Consider the following 24039-nt stretch of genomic DNA (forward strand, 5'->3'; position numbering starts at 1 on the left):
CTCGAACCGGTTGATAGTGGCGCCAGCACCTACCCACAGGACGGGATTGAGCCACGAGATAAACCCTCGTGTGGTCAACGTGGTATGGCGGTAAACGCCTCTCCCCCAACAACAAACGGTTCAAACTGATGGCCACCTCGACCAAACCCCGTAGATCGTCCGCTGTTCAAACCCCGCTAGAAACGTATCTCCGCGAAATCAACGAGACGGCTTTGCTGACAGCCGCCGAAGAGAAAGAACTTGCAGTGCGGATTGGGCAGGGAGATTCTCCGGCCCGCGATCGCATGGTGCGAGCCAACCTGCGATTAGTAGTAAATATCGCCCGCGGATACTCTGGCAAGGGGCTAAGCCTGCAGGACCTGATTGAAGAGGGAAATCTCGGTCTACTGCGTGCCGTCGAGGGGTTCGATCCCGCAATGGGAACTCGCTTCAGCACGTATGCGAGCTACTGGATCAAGCAGTCGATCAAGCGGGCCTTGATCAATACGGGCAAGACCATTCGCATCCCCGCTTACATGGTCGAACTCTTGTCCAAATGGCGTCGTGCGACAGCACGACTGACAGAGGAGCTGGATCGTAGCCCCACCCCCGAGGAAGTTGCCCGTGTCCTGGGGCTACCGAAGAAGAAGCTCCCAATTATCAAGAAGGCGATCAAGATCTACAACGCCACGCCTCAGACCGATCAGACGGAAGCGGGCTGGTCCTTGGGCGACACTGTGATGGACGAGCGGCAATTGAGCCCCGACGACACGCTTGTTGAAAGCGATAGTCTGCGGCATGTGATGGAAATGCTCACCACGATGGACGAGCGCGAGGCAACCGTCCTCAAGATGCGGTTTGGTCTTGAAAACTATGAGCCAAAGACCCTCAAAGAAATCGGCGAGCAACTCGGGCTTACTCGTGAACGGGTGCGGCAAATCGAAACCGAAGCCCTCAACCGCATGGCGGATAGCCTGGAAGATCCACGGGATCGGGTGTAGTCTCTCGCAGCTTTCACGCCGCTTGAAGTAATCACCATCGGCTCTTTAGGATGCAGAGCTAACACTTCGAGCGGGTAATGGCGGAAGCGAATCTTCCAACACCCCTTTTGCCTTGGGCCAGGCCAGCAAGGCCTCGGCGACCATCCACATCTGCAATAGAATAGTGGCCGTTCCGATGGAAAACAGCAAGAGATTTCCCTGTGGCCACCAACCGCTTTCGGTATTAAACATGTTCCACAGCAAAGCCCAAAGCGGCATGATGATCATAACGATCATCGGCAGCAGCACGAACCAGATTGGCTTATTGCGACGAGCCAGGTAGAATACTGTCACCATGAACGCCAGTCCGGCCAGCAACTGATTGGTTGCCCCAAAGAGGGGCCAGAGGTACTGTCCGCCAGTTCCATAAGGAGCAGGTGGTCCGCCAGGTGCGCTGGGCCCCCGCATGAGTGCAAGTCCGAGTGCCGATCCCACGGCAACCATCGTCGCCACGTACTTATTGGCCAGCGACGGGATCTTGACCACGCCAGCCAACTCTTGGACCACATAGCGTTGCAGACGAGTGCCCGTGTCGAGCGTAGTGGCAGCAAAACAGGCAACCAGCATGGCAATGATCGCGATGGCATAGCGTTGGGCGATTCCTAGTGCGCTGAGGAAATTAGCTCCCCCATCGACGAATGCGCCCACCATCTGACCCAGGCGAAAGTTGCTCCAACTTCCTGCCGAATCGTAGCGAACATGCCAAGCGTCACTACCGAGAATAGGCTTACCTGCCGAGTTTACAGCAACCTGGTAAGTGCCATCTGCCTGCCGATCATATTTTCCCATGCCGACTCCAGCACAGCAGGCCAGAATAACTAGAACAGCTAACGCACCTTCCAGCAACATCGATCCATATCCGACCGAGAGGGCATCGTTTTCTGATGCGACCTGTTTGCTCGTCGTGCCGCTAGAGACTAAGCAGTGAAAACCACTCACAGCTCCGCACGCAATCGTGATGAAGAGGAAGGGCCAGATCGGCGGTGCACCCACAGGGATTTCCTTGGCAATGGCCGGGGCGCTTGCCATGAGCCCCGCATGGCCCGAAAGGCCCGCCGCGAACATGCCACACAACAACAGCAACAGTGCGACTACCAACTGCAGGCTGTTGATGTAGTCACGGGGTTGCAACAGTAGCCACACAGGAAGCACCGAGGCAAAGAAACAATAGACAAACAATATCGCTGTCCACACTACAGTAGGATTTCCCAAAAGCGAGTGAGTAGTGACTTCAGGAAGCCACTGCTGCAAGTTGATGGGGAGTGAATCGGCACCGAACACGACCCCTAAGTAAAGTAGAACTAATGCTCCTAGCGAAGGGATCAGCAAGTTCCCGCCATGCCTACAACACCACAGGCCAATTGCCACGGCCAGCGGCAACGAAAGCCAAACACTCAGTACCGACTGCGGATAGATCGAAAATATTGAGGCAATCACTTGCCCGAAGACGGCCAGCACGACGGTTAATGCGAAAAACAGAATCAGCAGAAAAATCACACTGGCGCGAGGTGAGATCAGGCGGCCAGCAATCTCGCCGACAGTTTGGCCTCGATTACGCAGACTGACCATCAACGCTCCAAAATCGTGGACCGCCCCAATGAAGATCGAGCCGAAGACGACCCACAACAGTGCCGGGAGCCAGCCCCAGAAAACGGCAATCGCGGGTCCCACGATCGGTCCCGTGCCAGCGATGCTAGTGAAATGATGGCCGAAAATCACACTGCGGCGGGTCGGCACGAAATCAACGTCGTCGCGGAGTTCATGACTGGGGACCACCGCCTGGGGATCAACGTTAAACACCTTCCGGGCCAGCCAGCGGCCGTACGTGTTGTAGGCAATGATAAATCCCAGGAAGGAACCGAGGGCAACGAGCAATGTATCCATGGAAAATTCACGGTAATGATGGCGGATTAGGAGTAGTCAAAAGATGCAAGAAAGCGAGTCTTCTTGAAACAATGATACCACTCTCTGCCGGAGGGAGAAACACGAACGCCCGATGAAGATTGGTTTACGGCTCCGAGCGAGAGAACTATAATCGCCGCATTGCTGAGGATTCCGCATTTGGCGGGAAAGCCTGTCATCTCATTAAAGGAGGGCACTCGTGCCAGAAAAAGTAGTCATCGTGGGAAGCGGCCCAGCCGGTTTCACGGCAGCCATCTATGCCTCTCGCGCAAGTTTGGAGCCGCTGCTCTTTGAAGGAGCTATCACCGAAGAGAACCGTCTCGACGGAACGCTCCCCTTGGGACAGTTGGCTCTCACGACAGAAGTGGAAAACTACCCTGGCTTCCCAGCTGGCGACCTCAGTGCCTACTTGAAGTCGTCGTTACCTGAGGAGCATCAGTGGCTGGTCGACATGCATCAAAAGGAAGGCTGCTCCGGCCCCGAGTTGATGCACTTGATGCGCAGGCAGGCAGAAAACTTTGGCACTCGAATTGTCACCGACGACATCACGGAAGTTGACTTCAGCGGCCAACCCTTCCGACTCAAATCGCTTTCGGGCCAGGAAGTCGAGGCCCATGCTGTTATCATGGCTACCGGTGCCAAGGCTAACTATCTGGGATTGCCATCGGAAGAGAAGTTTAAGAACCGCGGCGTGAGTGCTTGTGCTGTGTGCGACGGGGCGCTTCCGCGTTTCCGCAATAAGCCGTTAGTTGTCGTTGGCGGCGGGGATTCGGCTGTGGAAGAGTCCGACTATCTTTCCAAGTTTGCTAGTGTTGTGCACTTGGTCCACCGCCGTGATGAGCTGCGGGCGTCAAAGATCATGGCCGAACGGGCCATGGAGAATCCCAAGATCGATCTCGTGTGGAATAACGAAGTCGAAGAAATCTTGGGTGACGATAAGAATGGTGTCACCGGAGTGCGACTCAAATCAACAGTCGACGGCAGTCAAAGTGAAAAGGAAGTCGGTGGTGTGTTCATGGCGATCGGCCATACGCCCAATACAAAGTTCTTGGAAGGCAAACTCGAAATGACCACCAAGAAATACCTGAAATGGACCGTTCCCTTCCGCACAAACACAAGTGTTGATGGTGTCTTCGCCGCGGGGGACGTGGCCGACGACTACTATCGCCAAGCCGTTACCGCCGCCGGAACCGGTTGCATGTCGGCCTTGGACGCAGAGCGTTGGTTGGCAGCGAAAGGGCTGTGACCTTTTACTTACAAGGAAGTTGCAATGCAAAAACTCTCCGTCCGTAAGGCAAGGCAGGCCAACGTGATTGGCCAACCGGCCCTGCTGCAGGGTTGGATTCGAACTCGCCGAGATAGCAAGGGAGGGTTCAGCTTCCTGGAACTCAACGATGGCAGTTGCTTGGCTAATATCCAGGTGGTGGCGGATGGTGATCTCCCGAATTACGAGTCGGAGATAAAGCATCTTTCTGCGGGTTGCAGTGTTTCAGTGCGTGGTGAGATCAAGGCCTCGGGCGGAAAAGGTCAAGCAACTGAGTTACATGCAGCTGAGGTGACCGTCCACGGGTGGGCCGATCCCGAAGAGTTTCCACTCCAAAAAAAGCGTCACTCAATGGAAAAGCTCCGTGAGTGGGCACATCTGCGTCCCCGCACAAATACTTTCGGTGCCGTGATGCGTGTACGCAATCGTATCTGTCGTTCGATCCACGATTTCTTTCAAGAAGACGGCTTTCTCTATATCCACACCCCCATCATCACGGCGAGCGATTGCGAAGGGGCAGGTGAGATGTTTCGCGTCACCACGATCGACCCGGAGAATGTTCCGCGCAATTCCGAGGGAGCGGTCGACTTCGAGCAGGACTTTTTTGATCGTCCCGCTTACCTGACAGTGTCGGGTCAGCTAGAAGGCGAAATCTACGCCACCGCACTTGGGAAAATTTACACATTCGGCCCCACGTTCCGTGCAGAAAACTCTAACACCTCCCGGCATCTGGCCGAGTTCTGGATGGTGGAACCCGAAGCGGCATTCTTTGAGCTCACTGACAATATGGATCTTGCCGAGCGATTCTTAAAGCGGATCGTCGCTGATGTACTCACTGAATGTGAAGAAGACATGCAGTTTTTTCACGAGCGGATTGATAATACGGTCATGGAGAGTTTGCAGACCATTGCAGAACGTCAATTCGAGCGACTTAGCTACACCGAGGCAATTGAGATACTGATCAATTCCGGCGAGAAGTTTGAATTCCCGATTGCTTGGGGGGCCGACCTTCAGGCCGAACACGAACGGTTTCTCACCGAAAAACATCTCAAAGCACCGGTTATTCTGTACAACTACCCGGCAGCTATCAAACCGTTTTACATGAAAGTCAACGAAGGAGAGGCTGATGATCGTCGCACCGTGCGAGCGATGGATGTTCTGGTGCCACGCGTCGGCGAAATCATTGGAGGGAGCCAACGTGAAGATTCGCTCGACGTACTGACCGCCCGCATGGAAGAGCAGGGGCTTAATCCGGCCGACTACTGGTGGTATTTAGACCTGCGAAAATTCGGCACCGTGCCACACTCCGGCTTCGGCCTAGGCCTGGAGCGTATGGTGCAAGCAGTAACCGGCATGGCTAACATCCGCGACGTGATTCCGTTTCCGCGCACGCCGGGGAATGCGGAGTTTTGAGTTGAAATCGACTTTTCTTGACTTGCACACTATAATTAGACATATTGTCTAAGTGAGAGTCATTAGCCTCAAACTATTGCGAGAGTTTTGGGAACAACATCCTGATGCCGAGATGCCGTTGCGACATTGGTATCGTATTTCGCTCAATGCTCGCTGGCGTGCTTTACACGATGTTCGACAAGATTTTCCTCATGCCGACGGAGTCCGAACACCCTCTGGGGATACAGTGACTGTCTTTAACATCGGAGGAAATAAATATCGCTTGATTGTTCGGATTCGATACGACTTTCAATTGGTAAACGTCCGGGCGGTGTTGACTCACGACCTGTATGATGAAGACAAATGGAAAGAGTAGTTCAATGGCACTGACAAAGAAAAAGTCGCAGAAGAAACTACCCGCTCGGTTTAGCGAGTTGGTGGCTGTCCTTCCTCCACGTGCGGTTCAAGATGAAGAACATCATGACGAGATGATCGAAATGATTGATCGGTTGACGACAATTGGTCGGCTGACCAAAGATCAGAAGCAGTATTTGGAGACGTTAGTTCAATTAGTGCAAGCCTATGAGACGACACACCATCAAATTGATGTTTCCGACATTAGTGGAGTTGATTCTCTCCGACATTTGCTTGAGCAAAACGACATGAATGCTTCAGACTTGGCACGACTACTTGGTGTGCATGTTAGCTTAGGTTCTAAAATTCTCAACGAAGATCGTTCGCTAACGGTTGAGCATCTACGGAAGCTATCAGCCAGGTTCCGCGTAAGTCCTGTACTCTTCATCGACTGAAGACCAACATCCGCGACTGCCCTTGTTTCGCCCTGTATCCCGCCACGCTTGCCGAAAGGTGAAGGTCCTGTATGGCCTAACATGCCAATCAGTTCTCGCGGAGGAGTTTTCGTCGCAGTAACGCGAGGATTGCAAGTCCCCAGGTGGTGAGCAGGCCCGCGTTAGGTTTGGGGAAGGCTTGGAACTCGGAGGTTGCGTAGTCATCGCCATACGCGACCTTCCAGATAGAGAGGTCCGCGGCTTGATTCGGCTCCCGCGCACGGCAGGGAATGCGGAGTTTTGAGAGAAGTTGGAAGAGTCTATTCTTGATGACTCACTTCAAACATTAGCTATTCTTTCTCATGTTGAAGAGAGTTGAGATTACTTCGGTTTACGGAGCGTTTGCGAATATAGGACAAGAAGGCCATACCAACAAATCCAATTGGAATCAAAGGACCTGTTACAATCAATGCTAAAAATGGCACGAAGCCGGGCGAGAATCCTCCAGGGTTACGACCTCCTGGAGGATCCCAAATTATTCCGAGAATGAATAAAGCAATTGGTCCGACTATTAACAATCCGCTAAGAATTGCGACTGCCTTTAATCTCTTGCGATGCGTATCGAATGAGACCGGCTCATTGCAATGATCGTTCTTAAATAGAATACAATGAGTCCAACCCGTCATAGCTAAAAGGGATAAACATATCATCGCAGAGGAGATACGGAGTGGAATGTCAATGTATGAGAAAATTCCAATCAGATTACTGTAGGGCGCTTGATTCAAGGGTAACCAAGCTAGCAGATTAAATGAATTCAAGATGAACAATACATATGCGATATAGAAAGACCAAGCTCTAGAGAAAACGATCCCTGTGCCTATACCGAGTAGTATGGCCTTAAGAAAAAATCCGCTCCAGCTCATGCTTGAAAAAACTGCCGCGTGGATAAATATCAGTCCTATCACAATGGAAAGTGCTATAGCTATTCGATTCTTCATTGAACTCTGCTGTAGATGTGTAAGTTTTTAGCTCACGCTGCCCCGCTCGCTCTACGAGGATTCCGATACAACACCTCCGCAAGCAAATCTGGTGAGCCCCGGAGTCCATTTCGTTCATAGTGCCACTCATCGTGAGTGGGAACCATTTCTTCGTCCAACGGCCAGGGATCGAACGGTTGGTAGCCGATAGTTTTCGCGAGTTGAGTTGAATCCATGGTCACGTTGCCCGCGCGAGGTGGAATCGGTCCAGCCTCTCTCCTTGGGCAGCCTTGCAAGAGTGCAGGATCATAACCACCAACGCGGTTGATCACTTGGGCGATCTGATAGAGCGAGAGACGCCGTGGGCCACCGGCGTGATATAGCCCAGCCACGTCATTGGCAAGAAGCGTTCCATAAACCTCGTTCAGGCAGTCGGTGTAGGTTGGGGTGCGAACCTCATCAAAGTAAAGCGTCGCTGGTCGGTTCTTGGCGAATCGCGATTGAATCCAGTCAATCGCCCCCGCGTGGCCGTTGAAACTGATCCCCATCGGGAGCGATATCCGCAGTGTGCACGCGCTGGGCATCGAGTCGAGTAGCAGTTGCTCGGCTGCTACCATCGTTGTGCCGTAGACCGTCACCGGATCGGTCCGATCTGATTCCGAATAGCCAAGCCAGGAAGGAGACATGTGGTCCCTACCGGCAAACACTAAATCAATCGACGTGTGCACGAGCCGAACTTCTCGCTCGCAGCAAATCGATAGAAGGGTGATCATCCCCTCGACATTCGTCCTCCAGGCAAGGCGTGAATCAAGTTCACAGGCTTTGAGCGCGCAGTTGCCAGCACAGTTGAGTACCGAGCGAAACTGGTACTTGTCAAACAACCGCAATAGCGCGTCGCGATCCTCGGCATTGCAGGCTTCGATTCCGAGACGGGTAAGGGGCCAATTGTCTTCCTGGCGAATACCAATCACCTGACCTGGGTAACGCTCCTGAAAGTAGGCCAGAGCGTTGTAGCCGGCAACCCCGGCGATGCCAGTGATCAGCAAGGGTAGGGGGACAGCAAAATCGTTATGAGAACTGGAGTCAGACATTGTAGTTCGGATTGTATCAGTTGTCGCACTTCTCGTGTACGCGGTAGACGGCTCGTTTTTGACTCTCTCCCTACGAAAGCTAGGCTTGTCGGCCCACTTCCCCACCGCAGTTTTCGCCCTCGAATCCCTTCTGGCCCAAGATGTCTCAATCTATTTCCGAGAGTTTGCCGCAGTCTCCAGCCCAACAGGTTGAGGCAACCGCCGACAGCATTCTGCTGCGTTTGCAGGAAACGGAGCAATCGGTCCGTGAAGCCCTGGCGGTTGACGAGCTGGCAGTCCCTGAAGTTTCGATAGTCATGCCTTGCCTGAACGAGGCAGACACCCTGGCTATCTGCATCGAGAAAGCCCAACGCGCGATGCGCGAGGCCTGCATAGAGGGCGAAGTGATCGTTGCCGACAACGGTAGCACCGATGGCTCGCAAGAGATCGCCCGTCAATTGGGGGCTCGAGTCGTACTAGTTACAGAAAAAGGCTACGGCAACGCACTCATGGGAGGCATACGTGCCACTCGCGGAAAATTCGTCATCATGGGGGATGCCGACGACAGCTACGACTTTTTGGAGATACCCAAGTTTGTCGCCAAACTGCGGGATGGCCACGACTTGGTGCAAGGCTGTCGCCTTCCAAGCGGCGGCGGCAAAGTAATGCCAGGCGCGATGCCGACGCTCCACCGCTGGTGGGGCAACCCGATGTTCTCCTGGCTCGTCCAGCGCATGTTTCGCGCACCGATCCACGACGTGTACTGCGGACTCCGTGGTTTCACCAAACGGCTCTACAATCGACTCGATCTGCGTTGTACTGGAATGGAATTCGCAACGGAGATGATCATCAAAAGCAGTCTCTTCGAGGTCGACATCGCCGAAGTCCCCACGACACTGCACCCCGACGGTCGCAAGGCGCATGCTCCCCATATGCGGACCTTCCGCGATGGCTGGAGGACCCTGCGATTCTTCCTGATGTACAGCCCGCGGTGGTTGTTCTTAGTTCCAGGTATTGGATTAGCACTACTGGGAATCCTGGGTTACGTCCTGGCTATGCCGGGTACTAGTATTTTAGGGGCAACACTCGACGCGCATACATTGTTAGCTGCGAGCTTGTCGATCTTGCTAGGTTTTCAATTAGTACAATTTGCCGTTTTTGCGAAAACGTTCGCCATTACAGAGGGACTGCTTCCTGACGATATTCGGTTCGGTGGGTTATTGAGAATCATGAACTTGGAACGGTGTCTGATTTGTGGCGTCCTAGCATTTTGTACGGGGAGCGGTTTACTGCTGGCGGCCACTGGTACCTGGTGGAATGCTAACTTCGGAGCACTTGATTACTCCTCGACCATGCGTTGGGTCATCCCCGGGGTCACCCTGGCAGCCCTCGGCTGTCAAACAATCTTCGCTAGTTTTTTCGTCAGCATCCTGCGGATGGGTCGTCGCAAATAATCGCTGTTGATTGCAAGGCACAATTCATGATCACGGTCGACGAACTAACAGCAACATCTCCCGTCGTGTCGTCCGCAGATCCATCAATAACGTTCGACGACTATGCCAGTGAGTACGAAGAATCCCTGCAATATGGGCTGACAGTATCTGGCGAAAAGCCGGAGTATTTCGCTCGACGCAGAATCCAATGGACTCGCTCGCTGCTTGACAGCAAAGGCGTTCAAATAAGCACGGTACTAGATTTCGGTTGCGGAGTGGGAATCGCGACACCGTTATTGAACGAAATCTTGTGTCCGAACTGCATTTGGGGCTTCGATCCCTCAAGAGCAGCAATTGAGCGAGCTCGACGCGATCACACCTGCTCAACCAATAATTTTGTTGACTCTGCCAACGTGCTTCCCACATCAATTTGCGATCTGGTCTACACCAATGGAGTATTCCACCACATCCCTCCTGACGAGCGAGCGACGGCACTGGCCACGGTCTGGCGCACCTTACGACCCGGAGGATGGTTTGCCTTTTGGGAAAACAACCCCTGGAATCCAGGCACGCGGCTAGTCATGAGCCGGATTCCCTTCGATCGAGACGCGATTGTGATTTCTCCCTTTGAGGCGAATCATCTCCTGCTGTCTGCCGGTTTCACCACGGTTCGCACAGATGCCTGGTTTCTATTCCCTCATGCCCTGCGTTGGTTAAGGGGTTTCGAATCGTTGTTTCATCGATTCCCTTTAGGGGCCCAGTACCTTGTCTTGGCACAGAAGCCACTGATCAATGAGCGGCAGTGAATTACACAATGAAGGACTCTGGTGGCCAACAAGGGTTGAGACGGTTGACTCGGTTCACAGTCAATAGGCCAGCTGTGTCGGTATCTTTGGTCTGTGCGATCAGCTTAGTGATTAGCTGGGGACTTTCGCACATGAACCCGCCAGTGCCGAGAGTGCATGACGAATTCTCGTACTTGCTTGCTGCAGATACTTTCGCCGAGGGACGCCTCACTAATCCGCCGCATGCTATGTGGAAACACTTCGAGTCGATGCACGTCATCCATCAGCCCACATATGCATCGAAATATCCACCCGGACAAGGCTTGATGCTGGCTCTGGGGCAGGTGATGGTGGGCCAACCTATTGCGGGCGTGTGGATCATGTCTGCGCTCGGGGTGCTCGCCTGCTATTGGATGCTATTGGGAATGGTTCCTGCACGCTGGGCAGCCGTGGGAGCTGGCCTGCTCCTTGTCCTGCCAGGCTATCAGATCATGTGGGGGCAATCATACTGGGGAGGTACCTTGGCATGCATTGGTGGTGCGCTGGTGCTGGGGTCAATTCCACGGCTGCAAAGGACAATTCGCTGCCAAGACTCACTGGCGCTAGCGAGTGGAGCCACGATTCTAGCAGTTACGCGTCCCTTTGAGGGAGTCGTTTTGTGCCTGCTTTCTGGAGGTTGGTTGATACTCGGCTGGATGCGGCTGGGTTGGCCGGCTTGGCGTCCACTCGTCTTGCAAGTCCTGCTACCAATATGTGGAATCCTTGGAGCGGGTGCATGGGCTTTGGCAAGTTACAATTTGGCCGTCACGGGATCGGCTACCACCATGCCTTACCAAGTGCATGAGCAGGCCTATGGAATGTGTCCCCTGTTCCTGTGGCAAGCACCGCAAGAAGACCGCCAGTATCGCCATTTCACCATGGCGAAGTTTCATCGTGAGTGGTCCATGAATTTCTATCGCGAGCAAGATACTTGGAGTGGCATCATCGAGGCAAAGTGGGCAATGCTGCAAGTCCTCGGGGAATTTTGGCTGCCGGTAATTGCAGCAGTTCCGCTGCTTGGGCTTCCGTGGTGGAGAGGAAGGAAGTTGCGCGGACCGTTGATGGTGTTGTGTCTGTTTTGGTTGCTCACACAGGTCACGGTCTGGAACCTTCCCCATTATTTGGCACCGGGATTTCCCCTTCTGTTGCTGGTCGTGGTTTACGGTCTTAGGAACCTCAGCGTAGCGACTCGCGGGTGGGCGTGGCCTGTAAACCCGGTCTCGCTATTGCTAATGGGACAGATGCTGCTATTCGCAGGAGCAGCATGGAAGCATGAAACTTCGCCCCGTACCGAGTGGCAATACGCTCGCCAAGCAATCCAGGTTGAATTGAGTGACCTGCCAGAAAAGCAACTTGTGTTTGTCGACTACGATGCGGACCATGACACCCTCCAAGAATGGGTTTACAACCGTGCCGATATTGATTCTGCCCAGGTGATTTGGGCCCGAGGCATATCCCCAGAGGAAGACCTCAAGCTGCGCGCGTATTACCCCGATCGCCAGGCTTGGCGCTTAGCAGCGGATGCCGACTCGCCGAATTTGCGCCCTTGGGATCATCCGGTCAAGTCGCTCAGTGTCCCATCAAGCCGCCAATGATCGGTCAGATTTCTTGAACTCACTGCAAAACAAACATGCTCGATCATAGTTGTCGAAACTGGCTTTCAAGGCTAATCAAATTTGTGGTCCATAGTCGAGCTGCGGCAATAGGGTTGGTCGGTACGCTGAGCCTGCTTGTCGGCATCTTGTTCGTTCTGGTTCGTATTCCTCAGCCGGGTGTCCACGATGAATTCAGTTATCTGCTAGCTGCCGATACGTTTCTCGAAGGAAGACTTACTAATCCGTCCCACTCTTTCTGGCAGCATTTTGAAACAATCCACGTAATCCACGAGCCGACATATTCCTCGAAATACCAGCCGGGGCAAGGACTTCTTCTGGCATTGGGAACACGCTTGACTGGATATCCAATTGCCGGGTCAGTGCTTGGCACCGCGCTTGCTTCAGCAGCGGTCTGTTGGATGCTCGGAGGTTGGCTACCCAATCGTTGGGCGCTAGTGGGAGGACTTTTCGTTGCCCTCAACCACTCGATCATCCTTCATTGGACACTCAGCTATTGGGGCGGTGCGCTTCCAATGATAGGCGGAGCGTTGATGTTCGGAGCATTGCCACGACTCTTGCGCGATCCAAGAGCATTTGAAGCCGTATTACTCGCAGGTGGCGCAATCATTCTCGCGGCCACGCGACCCTATGAAGGTTTTCTTGTTGGTATCCAGGTCGCGATCACTCTGGCGTGGCAACTATTCTTTTTACAGCGGTTTCCCTTGCGAATAACGCTTTCGAAAACTGTCCTTCCAGCCGCTGCGGTGCTGGCAGTAGGTCTAGCCGGAGTTGCCAATTACAACGACGCCGTGACTGGTTCACCGTTTGTGCTTCCCTATAGCGTTCACGGAGCGACTTACGGATATAGTCCGCTATTTCTTTGGCAATCTATCCCTGCAGTGCCATCCTATCGGCACGAAGCGATCCGCGTGTATCAGACGGTTTGGGAAATTCAAGATTATCTACGACAAAGTACAATGGCCGGTTTCCTAGGGGCGAAAGCTGAAGGCTTTTGGAACTTGGGCGTATTCTACTTAGGCCTACCGCTTGCAGTTTCGCTCTTCACTTTGCCATGGCTCTTGAAAGATCGACGATTGCGGTACGCATGGACAGGAACTATGGTCTTTCTGCTAGCCGAATTGGCCGTTCCTTGGATGTATCCTCATTACTACGCCGCAATTGCGCCACTGTTGTTGTTGCTGGTCGTCGAGGGGCTGCGATATCTGCGGGCTGGCTCACGAAGCTATCCTTGGGCAGATTGGACAGTTCCTATCCTCTTGGGCTGCCAAGCGACTTTGCTCGTTTTTATGTACATACAATACTCGCAGTGGCAGCCCTCAGGCGCGCGATGGGAGCGGGCTCGTCTAGTTGACCAACTCAACGCCACTCCGGCGAAAGACCTTGTCTTTGTGCGTTATAGCAGCGGACACGATCCAAACTCCGAGTGGGTCTACAATCGTGCGGAAATCGATACAGCCGAAATTGTTTGGGCGCGGGAAATGGGTCCCGAAGCTGACCGTCGGCTGGTCGACTACTTCAGCGATCGCAAGGTTTGGCTTTTGGAGGCTGATGCACCAGTGCTGGAGCTTGTGCCTTGTCAGGTACCGTACCCCTATGCCGCGACAGACTGACTGGCTCGGTGGCGGGCGACAAAGGCGGCATAGTCTCCCGGGGTGTCGATGCCCCGAGTGGGATGGTTGATCTGGCAGATCAGAATCGATTCACCCTGTTCGAGAATCCTCAATTGCTCAAGTTTCTCGATTTGCTCGGTTCGCCCCATGGGCAAACTGGCGAATCTTAGCAGCAAATCGCGTCGGTAGGCATAGATGCCTATGTGCAGGAAAAAGGTTGGCGGTTCCGTTGCGAGCAGTGACACATTCCACTCACGAGGATGAGGTATTGGACTGCGGCTGAAATACATCGCGCGACCCTGGTTGTCAAACACGACCTTCACGCAGGCCGGGTCATTCAAAATTGCTCGCTCTCGGATAGGTGCGGCCAGCGTCGCCATTGAAGACTGGGGATGGCACTTAAGTAAACTTGCCAATTCATCAATGGCCTTAGGGTCGGTCTCTGGTTCGTCCCCTTGCAGATTGATAATGATCTGGGCATCGGGAATCGCTCGGGCAACCTCTGCCACCCGGTCCGTGCCGCTAGGGCAATCGGGGCTGGTCATCACGACCTGGGCTCCAAAACGCCGGGCCTCGGCGGCAATCTCCTCGTCGTCCGTGGCAATGAAAACTGCATCGAGATTCTTGGCGGCATTTGCCGCCGAGTAAGTGTGTTCCAGCAAAGTCTTGCCCGTTTCCCTCAGCAACATTTTGTCGGGAAGACGGGTCGAGTTGCGTCGGGCGGGGATCACAAGTATGCACTTTTCGTGGCTGGATGTGTTCTGCATGGAATTCCTCAATGCTGTTTCATATAAAAATGAAGATGGGAAGTAATAGCGATTATTGGAATTCCATTCCATGGCAATCGTGCCTGGGACCTCAGCCCTAGGGCCATCCTGATTCATCGGCTGCCGTGGTTGAATTCCCAGTATCGTGGTAAAATGGAAATGCTATCCCAACGTATCAGGGGAATGCTAGCAATTTGTATAACTCTCTCTCTGATCGAGAAATCTTATGTGTGGAATTGTTGGTTATATCGGACATGTCCCCGCGGCAGAGTTTCTTCTCGACGGACTTCGTCGACTTGAATATCGGGGATACGACAGTTCGGGCATTGCCACGTTGGAAGACGGAGAACTAGACATCGCCAAGACCGCCGGCCGGGTCGAAGACTTGGCCTCGCTCCTTAAGCGGCGTCAGCATCATGGTTCCATCGGCATCGGACATACGCGTTGGGCGACCCACGGACCGGCAAATGACGAAAATGCGCATCCTCATTGCGACAGCGATCAGATTCTCGCCCTGGTTCACAATGGTGTGATCGAAAACTTTCGCGCGATCAAGGATTACCTGATCGAGAAGGGCTACGAGTTTAAGTCAGCAACCGACACCGAGGTCGTTGCACAACTGCTGGCCTATGAATTGGATAAAGTGTCTGACCAAACTTTGGACAGCGAAGATCCGTTGGCTCCACTGATCCTAGTGGTACAGAGGACTCTTGCCAAACTGCGAGGGACTTATGGGCTGGCCATGGTATTTCGTGACTGGCCACATGTGATTGTGGCAGCCCGGTTAGGTAGCCCCTTAGTGATCGGAGTAGGAGAGGGCGAAAACTTCATCGCCAGCGATAGCTCACCCTTGGCTGGACGGACCAATAAGATTGTCTATCTGGCAGACAATGAAATCGCGCTAGTGACTTCTGACACGATTCGTGTCATCCATCGAGATCAGGGGGACATCGCCCACGATGTACAAACTTTCGAGATCGATGCCACCGAGGTCGAGCTCAATGGTTTCCCCCACTTCATGCTCAAGGAGATCTACGAACAACCCGAGACGGTCCGCAATGCAATGCGCGGTCGACTAGACAAGGACTCGGCAACGGCCGTCTTCGGCGGATTGAACATGAGCCCCAATCAGTTGCAGTCCGTAAAACGAATGGTGCTCACTGCCTGCGGCACTAGCTGGCACGCCGCCCTGGTGGGCGAGTACATGATCGAAAACTTGGCGCGGATTCCCGTCGAAGTGGAGTACGCCAGCGAGTTGCGCTACCGCAATCCGCCGCTCGACAATCAAACGCTGCTGTTCGCGCTTACCCAAAGTGGAGAGACAATTGATACCCTGGCTGCCTTGCGCGAAATGAAACGCAAGGGACATCCCACGATGTCGATTTGCAACGTCGTCGGAAGCACGATTGCCCGCGAGGCGGACGGCGGGATCTATTTGCACGCCGGACAGGAGATTGGCGTCGCCAGCACTAAGGCTTTCACTGCTCAGTGTGTAGTGATGTCGTTGCTGTCACTGTATTTTGGCAGATTGCATCACTTGAGTTACGAAGGTGGACTGCGGATCATCGAGGAGCTCGAGCGGCTTCCCGAACAGGTCGAACGGGCCTTGGAGACGAACAGCCACGCTCGTCGGATCGCGGAGAAGTATGCCGACTGCAATAACTTCCTCTATCTTGGCCGGCAATACAATTTTCCGACTGCCCTCGAGGGAGCCCTTAAGCTCAAAGAAATAAGCTACATACACGCCGAAGGGTACCCGGCTGCCGAAATGAAGCACGGTCCGATTGCTCTTGTGGACGAAAACACCCCTAGCGTATTCATCGTTCCGCAAGGTCCTGTTTACGACAAAGTGCTGGCCAATATAGAAGAGATCAAAGCCCGCCGTGGTCCCGTCATCGCCATCGTAGACGACGACGACAGCCGCGTCTGTGACTTGGCCGACGACGTCATTCACATCCCACCCGTCACGGACTTTCTCCAACCGATCGTGGCTTCTGTGCCGCTGCAACTTTTAGCCTACCACATCGCAATCGCCCGCGGATGCGACGTCGACAAACCACGCAATCTGGCGAAAAGCGTGACGGTGGAGTGAGATTGACGGTAGACACCCGAGGTGGCGGTTGGACAATTCTCAGCGAGTTAGCTCCCAATCTAACCTACAGCGGTGCAGTCTCTGCGAGGACACCGCTGCGAGTTAGCGAATATCCTTCGATGATGATAGTGATGCATCCGCAGTCACGAATCCGAGAAGGGAACTGTGAGAGGTGTGCCTAAACTCCCCAATTTTCGTGGTATTTCCCTGACCACAGGATACGCCAGATCCTCCATCGGAGAATTGAATAGCAGGGAGGTCTACACAGACTGGGAATATAGTAATTGGCTCGTCGCCGAGGGAATATTCGATATCCGTCGAGCTGTGTTGTTATTTTAATAAGGGAAAGCAGGCCTAATCATCGCCCAGGTCGTTCAGTTATCTTGGGGAGGATCGTCGGCATACCCAACGAGCAGTCCACCGTCGCAAGGGATGATCGCACCATTGACGAACGTGTTTTTCGGACCTAGCAAGTAGGTGGTAAGCTCAACCACGTCCGACACCTCGGCGAACCGTCCGGCAGGTATCTTTGCCCTTAACCATTCCGCCTGCATCGGATGGCTGCCCCATACTTGCTGACCTAGATCCGTCATCACTGCGGTAGGGCAGATCGTGTTTGCCTTGATGTTGTGCCGTCCCCATTCCAAGGCCATTTCGCGAGTCAGCATATTCAAGCTCGACTTGGCGGGCGCATAGGCACCGTGTCCACGGCAGGCGACGAGCGAAGCTGACGACGAGATGTTGAGGATGTTGCCGCCTCCGCCTTTGATCATCTCAGGCACGAGTGACTGAGCCAGGATAAATGGAGCGACAATGTATGGCGAAAGTTCTGTCCCAGTAGTCGACGTCCATCTCAAGAAGCATCGGTCCTGGCGGATTTCCGGCGCAATTCACCAGGATATTCCAACGTGGAGAGATCGACAGTACCCTCTCAGCTGCTGTTCTTGCCCCATCGGTCGTCGCGAGATCACTGCTGACGGTGTAACAAGTCGCGCCTTTTTGCTCTATCTCTATTATGGTGTCTGCCAGAACATCCTGTGAACAGGCAATGATACAAACTTCAGCACTCTCGGATCCGAGGCGTCTAACTATTCCACGGCCAATGCCACGACTTCCGCCCGTTACAACAGCCCGCTTTCCCGAAAATATGCCGGTTTTCATCAGTATTCCTTTCAACATTTGAATCAGCAGCTTATAGGCTTGGACTTTCTGCTGCGTTCTACTACCACGATGCTTGTTGGTCGGGTAGATTGGGAGGCAAAAGATTCTCAGTTTGCAGCCTACCAAGAGCTTACCATGTTGATGCCGTCGGTACCCCTGTTAGTCGTGGGTGGTCGGACGACGGGATTGATGATGGCTGCGGAGTTGGCCCGCCATGGCGCGACTGTGCGAATTGTCGATAAGTCGCCGGGAATCGATCCCCACTCTCGTGCGACGCTACTTCACTCGCGGACACTGGAGATATTCCACGGCCTTGGTCTTGTCGACCAGATCGTTCCCATCGGACAGCCCATGCGCCGGATTCTTCTCTACGCCGACGGGAAACTTGTCGGAGAGTCGCAGGAGAACGAAGCTGATTCCCCTTTTCCGTACGGCATCGCATTGTCACAGGCCAAGACGGAAGCGATTCTGGAACGGCATCTCAATAACCTGGGTGTGACCGTCGAACGTGACACCGAGTTGACGAGTTTCGTCGAGCACGATTCGGGAGTTCGCGTGGAACTCCGCCACGCATCCGGTGCTCAAGAGACGATCGAGACCCCCTGGCTCATCGGGTGCGACGGCGCGCACAGTACCGTGCGACACTTGTCTGGCGTGGGCTTTCCTGGCGAGGCGGACCTCTTACCGTACTTATTGGCTGACGTGATTGTCGAGGGTCCGCTGCAGCCAGACGACGTACACATCTATCTCCACGACGAGGGTGAGTTGTTCTTCTTCGTGCTGGACGAGGGCCGACGTCTTGTCGTGGCATCGGGGAAGAGCTCCAGCGACCCGCACGAGGCGCCCACACTGGAACAGATGCAAGACCTAGTAATTCGGCGAAGCGGCGGCATTTTTCGTCTTGGAGATCCTCGTTGGCTGGCCTCCTTTCATATTCACTATCGATTGGCACCGCACTATCGACAGGGTCGCGTCTTTCTCGCAGGCGACGCGGCCCATATCCATAGCTTGATTGGCGGCCAAGGAATGAATACGGGCATTCAGGATGCCCACAATCTGGCATGGAAAGTGGCGTTAGTGTTGCAAGGAGTAGTGCCCGAGAAATGGCTCGACACGTACGAATCTGAGCGTCGCAGAGTTGCCGAGGACGTAATCGCCATGACGCGATCGGCGACGGAGCAGACCGAAATGTTCCCGCATCTTTCGCAGTCGGCTCGGAAGAGATTGTGCAAACATATGTTTGTGCCCGAGAGCGAGAAACAGCGAGCGAGACGCCGTTCCGAGGAGCTTGATTTGGACTATAGGTCGAGTCCTCTCTGTATCGAATCTGACGGCGAATTCGATGCAGGGCCGCACGCTGGTTCGCAGGTTGTCGATGCTGGGCCTCTTGTCCTTGATGGCGCAACGTGCAGCTTCTTCGAACTGCTCCGCGGAACACAGCATCGCCTTTTGCTTTTCACTGGATTGCACCAGGACGAGCCGTCCGAGGAGATCACGCAAGTTGCCGGCGAGATAGCAGACAAACACCAGCATTGGATCAATGTCTTCCTTGTGGGCAAGCCGATCCCCAGTGCCATGTTGCCGGCTGGCGTTGTTGCAATCGAGGATCTTCAGTCTTCATTGCACCAGCGATACGGTGCTGTGGGCCCCTGCATGTATCTGATTCGTCCCGATGGTTACATCGCGTATCGCAGCTTCCAACTCGACAGTCTAGATGCTTATCTCGCGAGTGTGATGTAGGTGGGTTCAAAGTCTAGAGGCCAAGGCCGAACGTAAAACTTGCAATCCAGAATTTCAAATCACTGCTAATCGTAATTCTTACTGGAACTGGTATCATTAAAAATCACTTCTCCCACAAATCTACGACATGCACGTTTCACTGCCTGTGAGGGCAGAACTATGAAGGTGAGGTTTTGGACATGTCAGCTGACTGTGACGCGATCGTGATTGGCGGCGGGCATAACGGCTTGGTCTGTGCCTGTTACCTAGCGAAGGCTGGACTCAAAGTGCTCTTGCTGGAGAAGTGCAGCTCCATGGGGGGAATGACGAATACGGAAGAGGTCACGCTTCCCGGTTTCCATTCGGACACCCACGCGCTCTGCATTCAATTCGCGAATTTCTCACCTGTGCCGGATGAGCTTCGGTTAGCTGAGTACGGCTACGAACTGTTGCATCCAGATCCGTGCTGGTCCCATCCGTTCCCGAATGGCCGCGCAATTACGGTCTATCGCGATATCGACAGAACGTGCGAGAGTATCAGTCGGTTTTCTGAACGCGACTCACAAACCTGGCGAAGGCTCTATCAGGAGTTTCTGGAACAAAAAGATGCCATCTGTGCATCAATGAACCGCCCTCCGGCGACTTTCGCCGATCAGGCTGCCGAAGAACAATCGCCAGTCGGTCTAGACCATTATCGGTGCGAAATGCAGAGCCTGCGCTCCTGGTGCAACGAGGTATTTGAGGCCGAAGAAACCAAGTGTCTGGCGACTGCGTGGGGTGCGCACGTGGGAGCTGCGCCTGACGATGTGGGGGGCGGAAGTATTGCTTGTCTGTTTTCAATGGTGATCCAACACTTTGGAAACAATGTGGTAAAGGGGGGCATGCGTCGTCTCCCATTGGCGCTCGCCGGCTTTCTCGAAGCACATGGTGGCAGCATCCTCCTCGACGCGCAGGTAAGCCAGATCCTCATAGAGTGGGGTAAGGCCATTGGCGTAGAACTGGCCGATGGTCGGCAGATTCTATGCAAGAAGCTCATCTCCTCGAGCGCACATCCACGGCACCTGGTGCTCGATCTATTGGGAGAACGAGAGGTAGGACCCCAGGTGGCCAACAAGATGCGGCGATATGAGCTCGGCGAACCCGTGATGGTGATCTATCTTGCGCTCGATCGACCCCCTGAATTTGCAGCAGGGGGCGCAGTTAGCCAGTCTGTTTACGCGCATCCCAGCGAACCGTCAACGGAATACTTTTCTCGCGCCTACTCCGATGCCCGCGGTGGCCTACTGCCAGAACAACCGTTTTTTCTCGTGTGCAATGACACCGCTGGCGATAAGAGTCGCGCACCAAATGGCAAAGCACTGATGAAGCTGGTCGTGCAACCTGTTCCCTATCGAATCAATGGCGATGCGGCTGGTCGCATCAAGGGAACCGAGTGGGACGACGTCAAAGAGCCATTTGCTGATCGTGTCATTGAGCTGATGACTAAAAAGTATAGTCCGAACCTTGCCGGCAGAATCATAAACCGGGTCGTCCACAGCCCTGTGGACATTGAAACGTTGTTGCCGAGCGCCTTGGAGGGGACCAATTCGCATGGTGCCTTCCTACCATATCAAGTAGGCAGGATGCGACCAATACCGGAACTCGGTGGCTATCGGTCGCCAATCAGCAACGTTTACTTGTGCGGATCGGGTAGCCATCCCGGTCCAGGCGTGACGATGGCACCAGGCCGGAATGCGGCTCAGGTGATCTATCAGGACTTAGGGCTCGACTTTCTGGAAATGAGCTGCAATAAGGACATCCAATAACAAGGGCGCGGCTCCCTCAGGGTAAACAACTTCAATTGAGGATTGAACCCAAGCCCCAGTTTCATTGTACGAGTAAGTCACGATTCTACGCTACGGTCTTGATTGCGGATTGACGATGGAGTTGGGTGGCTTGTAGATTTCGAGTAGTTTTCTGAACGGTAAAGTCATAGTGGAATCGAGCTGTACGATGGACTTTCCAGAATGGTCAATCGCCGACTGGCAACGAGCTTTTGACTCTGGAGAATGGACTTCGACCAGCGTTTGCGAACGGATATTGCATCGGATTGGGGAGATCGACGTAGCTGGACCGACCCTGCGTAGTGTGATAGAGGTTAATCCTGACACCCTTGAAATCGCTAGGGGGCTCGACAAGGAAAGGCGAGACGGCAAAGTTAGGGGACCATTGCATGGTGTGCCCGTTGTCGTGAAGGATAGCCTGGATACGGCGGACCGGATGATGACGACTGGCGGTTCGTTCTGGGTCACGAAAGCAGCCGCTCGCAGGCCGCCCAACGTTGCTAGGTGAGATCGATTTGAATGCGCTTTTCACTGACCAGAACTCGCTGACGCGTCTGCCAACGCGAAACACCTCCAGCAGTTTGCCAAAGTTCTAAACCGCCGCGGGTGATGCATCCGATTACAGTTCGCGAATAGCGAAACTTGCAGAGGTCGCTTCATCTCGCTCAATTCTGTCTAAACCGTTGCCAACGAATGCTTATTCGATCTTGACACATTCCCAATGTTGGTGGTGTCAGAAGTCAGGTCCGGAAGCAGATGCAACGATGTCGAAGGGACTGGCGAATTAACTTGAGTATTTCCTTTTGATTCCCATCGACCTAAGTCGAGAGTTGAGCGTCGTAGGTTTGACCCCCAAGAGGTCGGCAGCTCCACCTGGTCCGTACACCTTTCCATCCGCTGCGTCGAGAGCACGGCGCAGATTCGTCCTCTCTATCTCGCGAATCTGAGCGTCGGTGAGCAACTCTGATTCAGTAACTGCTGACGACTTTCCTGGATCGATGGGCTTCTCATCCAGACTCACGCGCAGCGGCCCGCCTTGCGACAGGATTACTCCACGCTCGATCACGTGCTGCAGCTCACGTATGTTGCCGGGCCAGTTGTACTGCTCAAGCTGTCGCACCACGGCCTTGGTCAGTCTTGGAGGATCGACGCCGAACCGGCGCGACGCACTTTGCAAAAAATGATCTGCCAACAGCCCGATGTCTTCCTGCCGCTCACGCAAGGGTGGCAGCGCGACAGGAAACACACTTAGTCGGTAGTACAGATCTTCACGGAATCGGCGATGCTGGGATTCTTCGCGCAAGTCTCGGTTAGTTGCTGCTATCACTCGCACATCAACGCGCCGCGTCTTCTCCTCGCCAACACGCTCGAAATCGCCTTCCTGGAGCACTCGGAGCAGCTTGCTCTGCAGGTCGAGCGGCACCTCGCCAACCTCGTCGAGAAACAGGGTTCCTCCGTCGGCAAGTTCAAATCGTCCCAAACGGTCGCGGAGTGCGCCAGTGAATGCGCCTTTCACATGTCCGAAAAACTCGCTCTCGAATAGCTCGCGCGGAACGGCTGCGCAGTTCACCTTGATAAGAGGGCGGTCGGCCCTGCCGCTACGCCGGTGCAATTCTCGTGCGACAAGTTCCTTTCCGGCACCACTCTCGCCCAGAATGAGCACCGTCGAATCGGTGGGAGCCACAAGATCAATCTGTTGCGCGACATTCCTCAAGGCCGGGCTGGTTCCGAGCATCTCGCCAATTCCCTGCTCCAAAGCGACCTCTTGTTGCAGGTATTCGTTCTCCTCCTCAAGTCGTTTACGAAGCTGCTGAACCTCCTCCCAAGCGTAGGAATGGGCGATCGCGACTGCGGCGTGGTCGGCAATCATCCGCAGCCAGTTGAAGCACTCTTCGCCGATTCGAACTCTGCCGAACACACCCAACACCCCTAGTACCATGCCGTGGTGACTAAGTGGTTGCCCTCCAAACCCCGTGATGCCTTCGGCGCGGACCCAATCAGGGTCTACAATCCACTCTGGCATCTCGGCCAAGTCGGGCGCTTCGATCGCCTCGCCAGTCAGTGCGATCCGCCCGACTTTACGTACGCCTATCGGAAACCGACGAAAGCGACCGTCGAGACGAGTAAGGTCTTTATCCGGCTCGGCGATCGACCGACCTTGGCTCGCCACTAGGTGGAGGCATTGGGAGCGGTCAGGACATTCGTCTCGCAGCGCGCATTTCTGGCAGATGTCGCCCGGCCTAACCAGCCAGAGTCGCACCAACGCGACCGACTCTGAATTGCCGATTCGTGCCACCAGCAGCTTGAGGAGCGATGCCAAGTCACGTTCTTGTGCAAGGTCTAGCAGGAGCTGTTTCGGGTCGTCGAACAGCGGCGTTTTATTCTTGAGAACGGCCATACCTCCAGGATAACGATATCTCGTTGATCTTCAACGGAATTACGTTACGCAACGACATGTCGTTGCCAAGTGCCACCGCTGCAATTGCCCCTAAACGTCACGTTCACAAGCACTTACGAATTTTGAGTAGAGATTGGCACACCCCGTGCAAGGGGTTACGTCAGACGAGCATGTGACTCGTTGA

17 protein-coding genes and 1 pseudogene are annotated in these 24039 nt (G+C 54.2%); 13 read left to right on the forward strand and 5 right to left on the reverse strand.

Annotated features, from left to right (window positions below; all coding sequences use genetic code 11):
- Positions 1-128 precede the first annotated feature (128 nt).
- Complete coding sequence (locus Pla144_RS00810; protein ID WP_146448925.1) at positions 129-980, forward strand: sigma-70 family RNA polymerase sigma factor; 852 nt, start codon at positions 129-131, stop codon at positions 978-980.
- A gap of 45 nt (positions 981-1025) precedes the next feature.
- On the opposite strand, the gene Pla144_RS00815 is transcribed toward Pla144_RS00810, so the two are convergent.
- A complete protein-coding gene (locus Pla144_RS00815) occupies positions 1026-2903 on the reverse strand; it encodes a carbon starvation CstA family protein (RefSeq protein ID WP_146447426.1) in 1878 nt (625 codons plus the stop codon).
- 217 nt (positions 2904-3120) lie between these two features.
- Here Pla144_RS00815 and Pla144_RS00820 point away from each other — a divergent pair, with 217 nt between their 5' ends.
- Genes Pla144_RS00820 through Pla144_RS00835 form a run of 4 tightly spaced genes read left to right on the forward strand, consistent with a single transcriptional unit; the run spans position 3121 to position 6386 of the window.
- On the forward strand, positions 3121-4167 hold the full coding sequence (locus Pla144_RS00820; RefSeq protein WP_146447427.1) for a thioredoxin-disulfide reductase: 1047 nt from the start codon (positions 3121-3123) through the stop codon (positions 4165-4167).
- Between the two features lie 24 nt (positions 4168-4191).
- The gene (gene asnS, locus Pla144_RS00825; RefSeq protein WP_146447428.1) at positions 4192-5598 is read left to right on the forward strand and encodes an asparagine--tRNA ligase; all 1407 of its coding nucleotides are present in this window, start codon (positions 4192-4194) and stop codon (positions 5596-5598) included.
- Between the two features lie 52 nt (positions 5599-5650).
- On the forward strand, positions 5651-5953 hold the full coding sequence (locus tag Pla144_RS00830; protein ID WP_146447429.1) for a type II toxin-antitoxin system HigB family toxin: 303 nt from the start codon (positions 5651-5653) through the stop codon (positions 5951-5953).
- Positions 5954-5957: 4 nt separating this feature from the next.
- Positions 5958-6386, forward strand: coding sequence for a helix-turn-helix domain-containing protein (locus Pla144_RS00835; protein ID WP_197530294.1), 429 nt, complete (start codon positions 5958-5960; stop codon positions 6384-6386).
- Between the two features lie 1009 nt (positions 6387-7395).
- Here the strand turns inward: Pla144_RS00835 and Pla144_RS00840 are convergent.
- Positions 7396-8433 (reverse strand): SDR family oxidoreductase, encoded by a 1038-nt coding sequence (locus Pla144_RS00840; protein ID WP_146447431.1) that lies wholly within the window; start codon positions 8431-8433, stop codon positions 7396-7398.
- A gap of 140 nt (positions 8434-8573) precedes the next feature.
- Between Pla144_RS00840 and Pla144_RS00845 the strand changes: the two genes are divergently transcribed.
- The 4 genes from Pla144_RS00845 to Pla144_RS00860 all read left to right on the forward strand — a co-directional run bounded on the left by Pla144_RS00845 (position 8574) and on the right by Pla144_RS00860 (position 13895).
- A complete protein-coding gene (locus Pla144_RS00845; protein WP_146447432.1) occupies positions 8574-9866 on the forward strand; it encodes a glycosyltransferase family 2 protein in 1293 nt (430 codons plus the stop codon).
- Positions 9867-9892: 26 nt separating this feature from the next.
- Positions 9893-10651: a class I SAM-dependent methyltransferase gene (locus tag Pla144_RS00850; RefSeq protein WP_146447433.1), complete on the forward strand. Its 759-nt coding sequence runs from the start codon at positions 9893-9895 to the stop codon at positions 10649-10651.
- Positions 10652-10782: 131 nt separating this feature from the next.
- Positions 10783-12264, forward strand: a complete 1482-nt coding sequence (locus Pla144_RS00855) for a hypothetical protein (RefSeq protein ID WP_197530295.1) — start codon at positions 10783-10785, stop codon at positions 12262-12264.
- A gap of 83 nt (positions 12265-12347) precedes the next feature.
- The gene (locus Pla144_RS00860) at positions 12348-13895 is read left to right on the forward strand and encodes a hypothetical protein (RefSeq protein ID WP_146447435.1); all 1548 of its coding nucleotides are present in this window, start codon (positions 12348-12350) and stop codon (positions 13893-13895) included.
- Here Pla144_RS00860 and kdsB read toward each other — a convergent pair.
- On the reverse strand, positions 13877-14662 hold the full coding sequence (gene kdsB / locus Pla144_RS00865) for a 3-deoxy-manno-octulosonate cytidylyltransferase (RefSeq protein ID WP_146447436.1): 786 nt from the start codon (positions 14660-14662) through the stop codon (positions 13877-13879). The two genes, Pla144_RS00860 and kdsB, sit on opposite strands and share 19 nt — an antisense overlap.
- A 226-nt stretch (positions 14663-14888) precedes the next feature.
- Between kdsB and glmS the strand changes: the two genes are divergently transcribed.
- Positions 14889-16754 (forward strand): glutamine--fructose-6-phosphate transaminase (isomerizing), encoded by a 1866-nt coding sequence (gene glmS / locus Pla144_RS00870; protein ID WP_146447437.1) that lies wholly within the window; start codon positions 14889-14891, stop codon positions 16752-16754.
- Positions 16755-17128: 374 nt separating this feature from the next.
- On the opposite strand, the pseudogene Pla144_RS25400 reads toward glmS, so the two are convergent.
- Positions 17129-17933 (reverse strand): annotated as a pseudogene (locus Pla144_RS25400) (SDR family NAD(P)-dependent oxidoreductase).
- A 21-nt stretch (positions 17934-17954) separates the two neighbouring features.
- Between Pla144_RS25400 and Pla144_RS00885 the strand changes: the two are divergent.
- The 3 genes from Pla144_RS00885 (at position 17955) to Pla144_RS00895 (ending at position 21965) form a co-directional block, all read left to right on the forward strand.
- On the forward strand, positions 17955-19655 hold the full coding sequence (locus tag Pla144_RS00885) for an FAD-dependent monooxygenase (protein ID WP_146447440.1): 1701 nt from the start codon (positions 17955-17957) through the stop codon (positions 19653-19655).
- A gap of 179 nt (positions 19656-19834) precedes the next feature.
- Positions 19835-21439, forward strand: coding sequence for a phytoene desaturase family protein (locus Pla144_RS00890; protein ID WP_146447441.1), 1605 nt, complete (start codon positions 19835-19837; stop codon positions 21437-21439).
- A gap of 187 nt (positions 21440-21626) precedes the next feature.
- Positions 21627-21965, forward strand: coding sequence for an amidase family protein (locus Pla144_RS00895; RefSeq protein WP_146447442.1), 339 nt, complete (start codon positions 21627-21629; stop codon positions 21963-21965).
- A 276-nt stretch (positions 21966-22241) separates the two neighbouring features.
- Here Pla144_RS00895 and Pla144_RS00900 read toward each other — a convergent pair whose 3' ends face one another.
- Positions 22242-23855 carry a sigma-54-dependent Fis family transcriptional regulator gene (locus Pla144_RS00900; RefSeq protein WP_146447443.1) on the reverse strand — a complete coding sequence of 538 codons (1614 nt, stop codon included), beginning with the start codon at positions 23853-23855 and terminating at the stop codon, positions 22242-22244.
- Positions 23856-24039 lie beyond the last annotated feature (184 nt).

This window comes from Bythopirellula polymerisocia (assembly GCF_007860015.1).
GTDB lineage: Bacteria > Planctomycetota > Planctomycetia > Pirellulales > Lacipirellulaceae > Bythopirellula > Bythopirellula polymerisocia.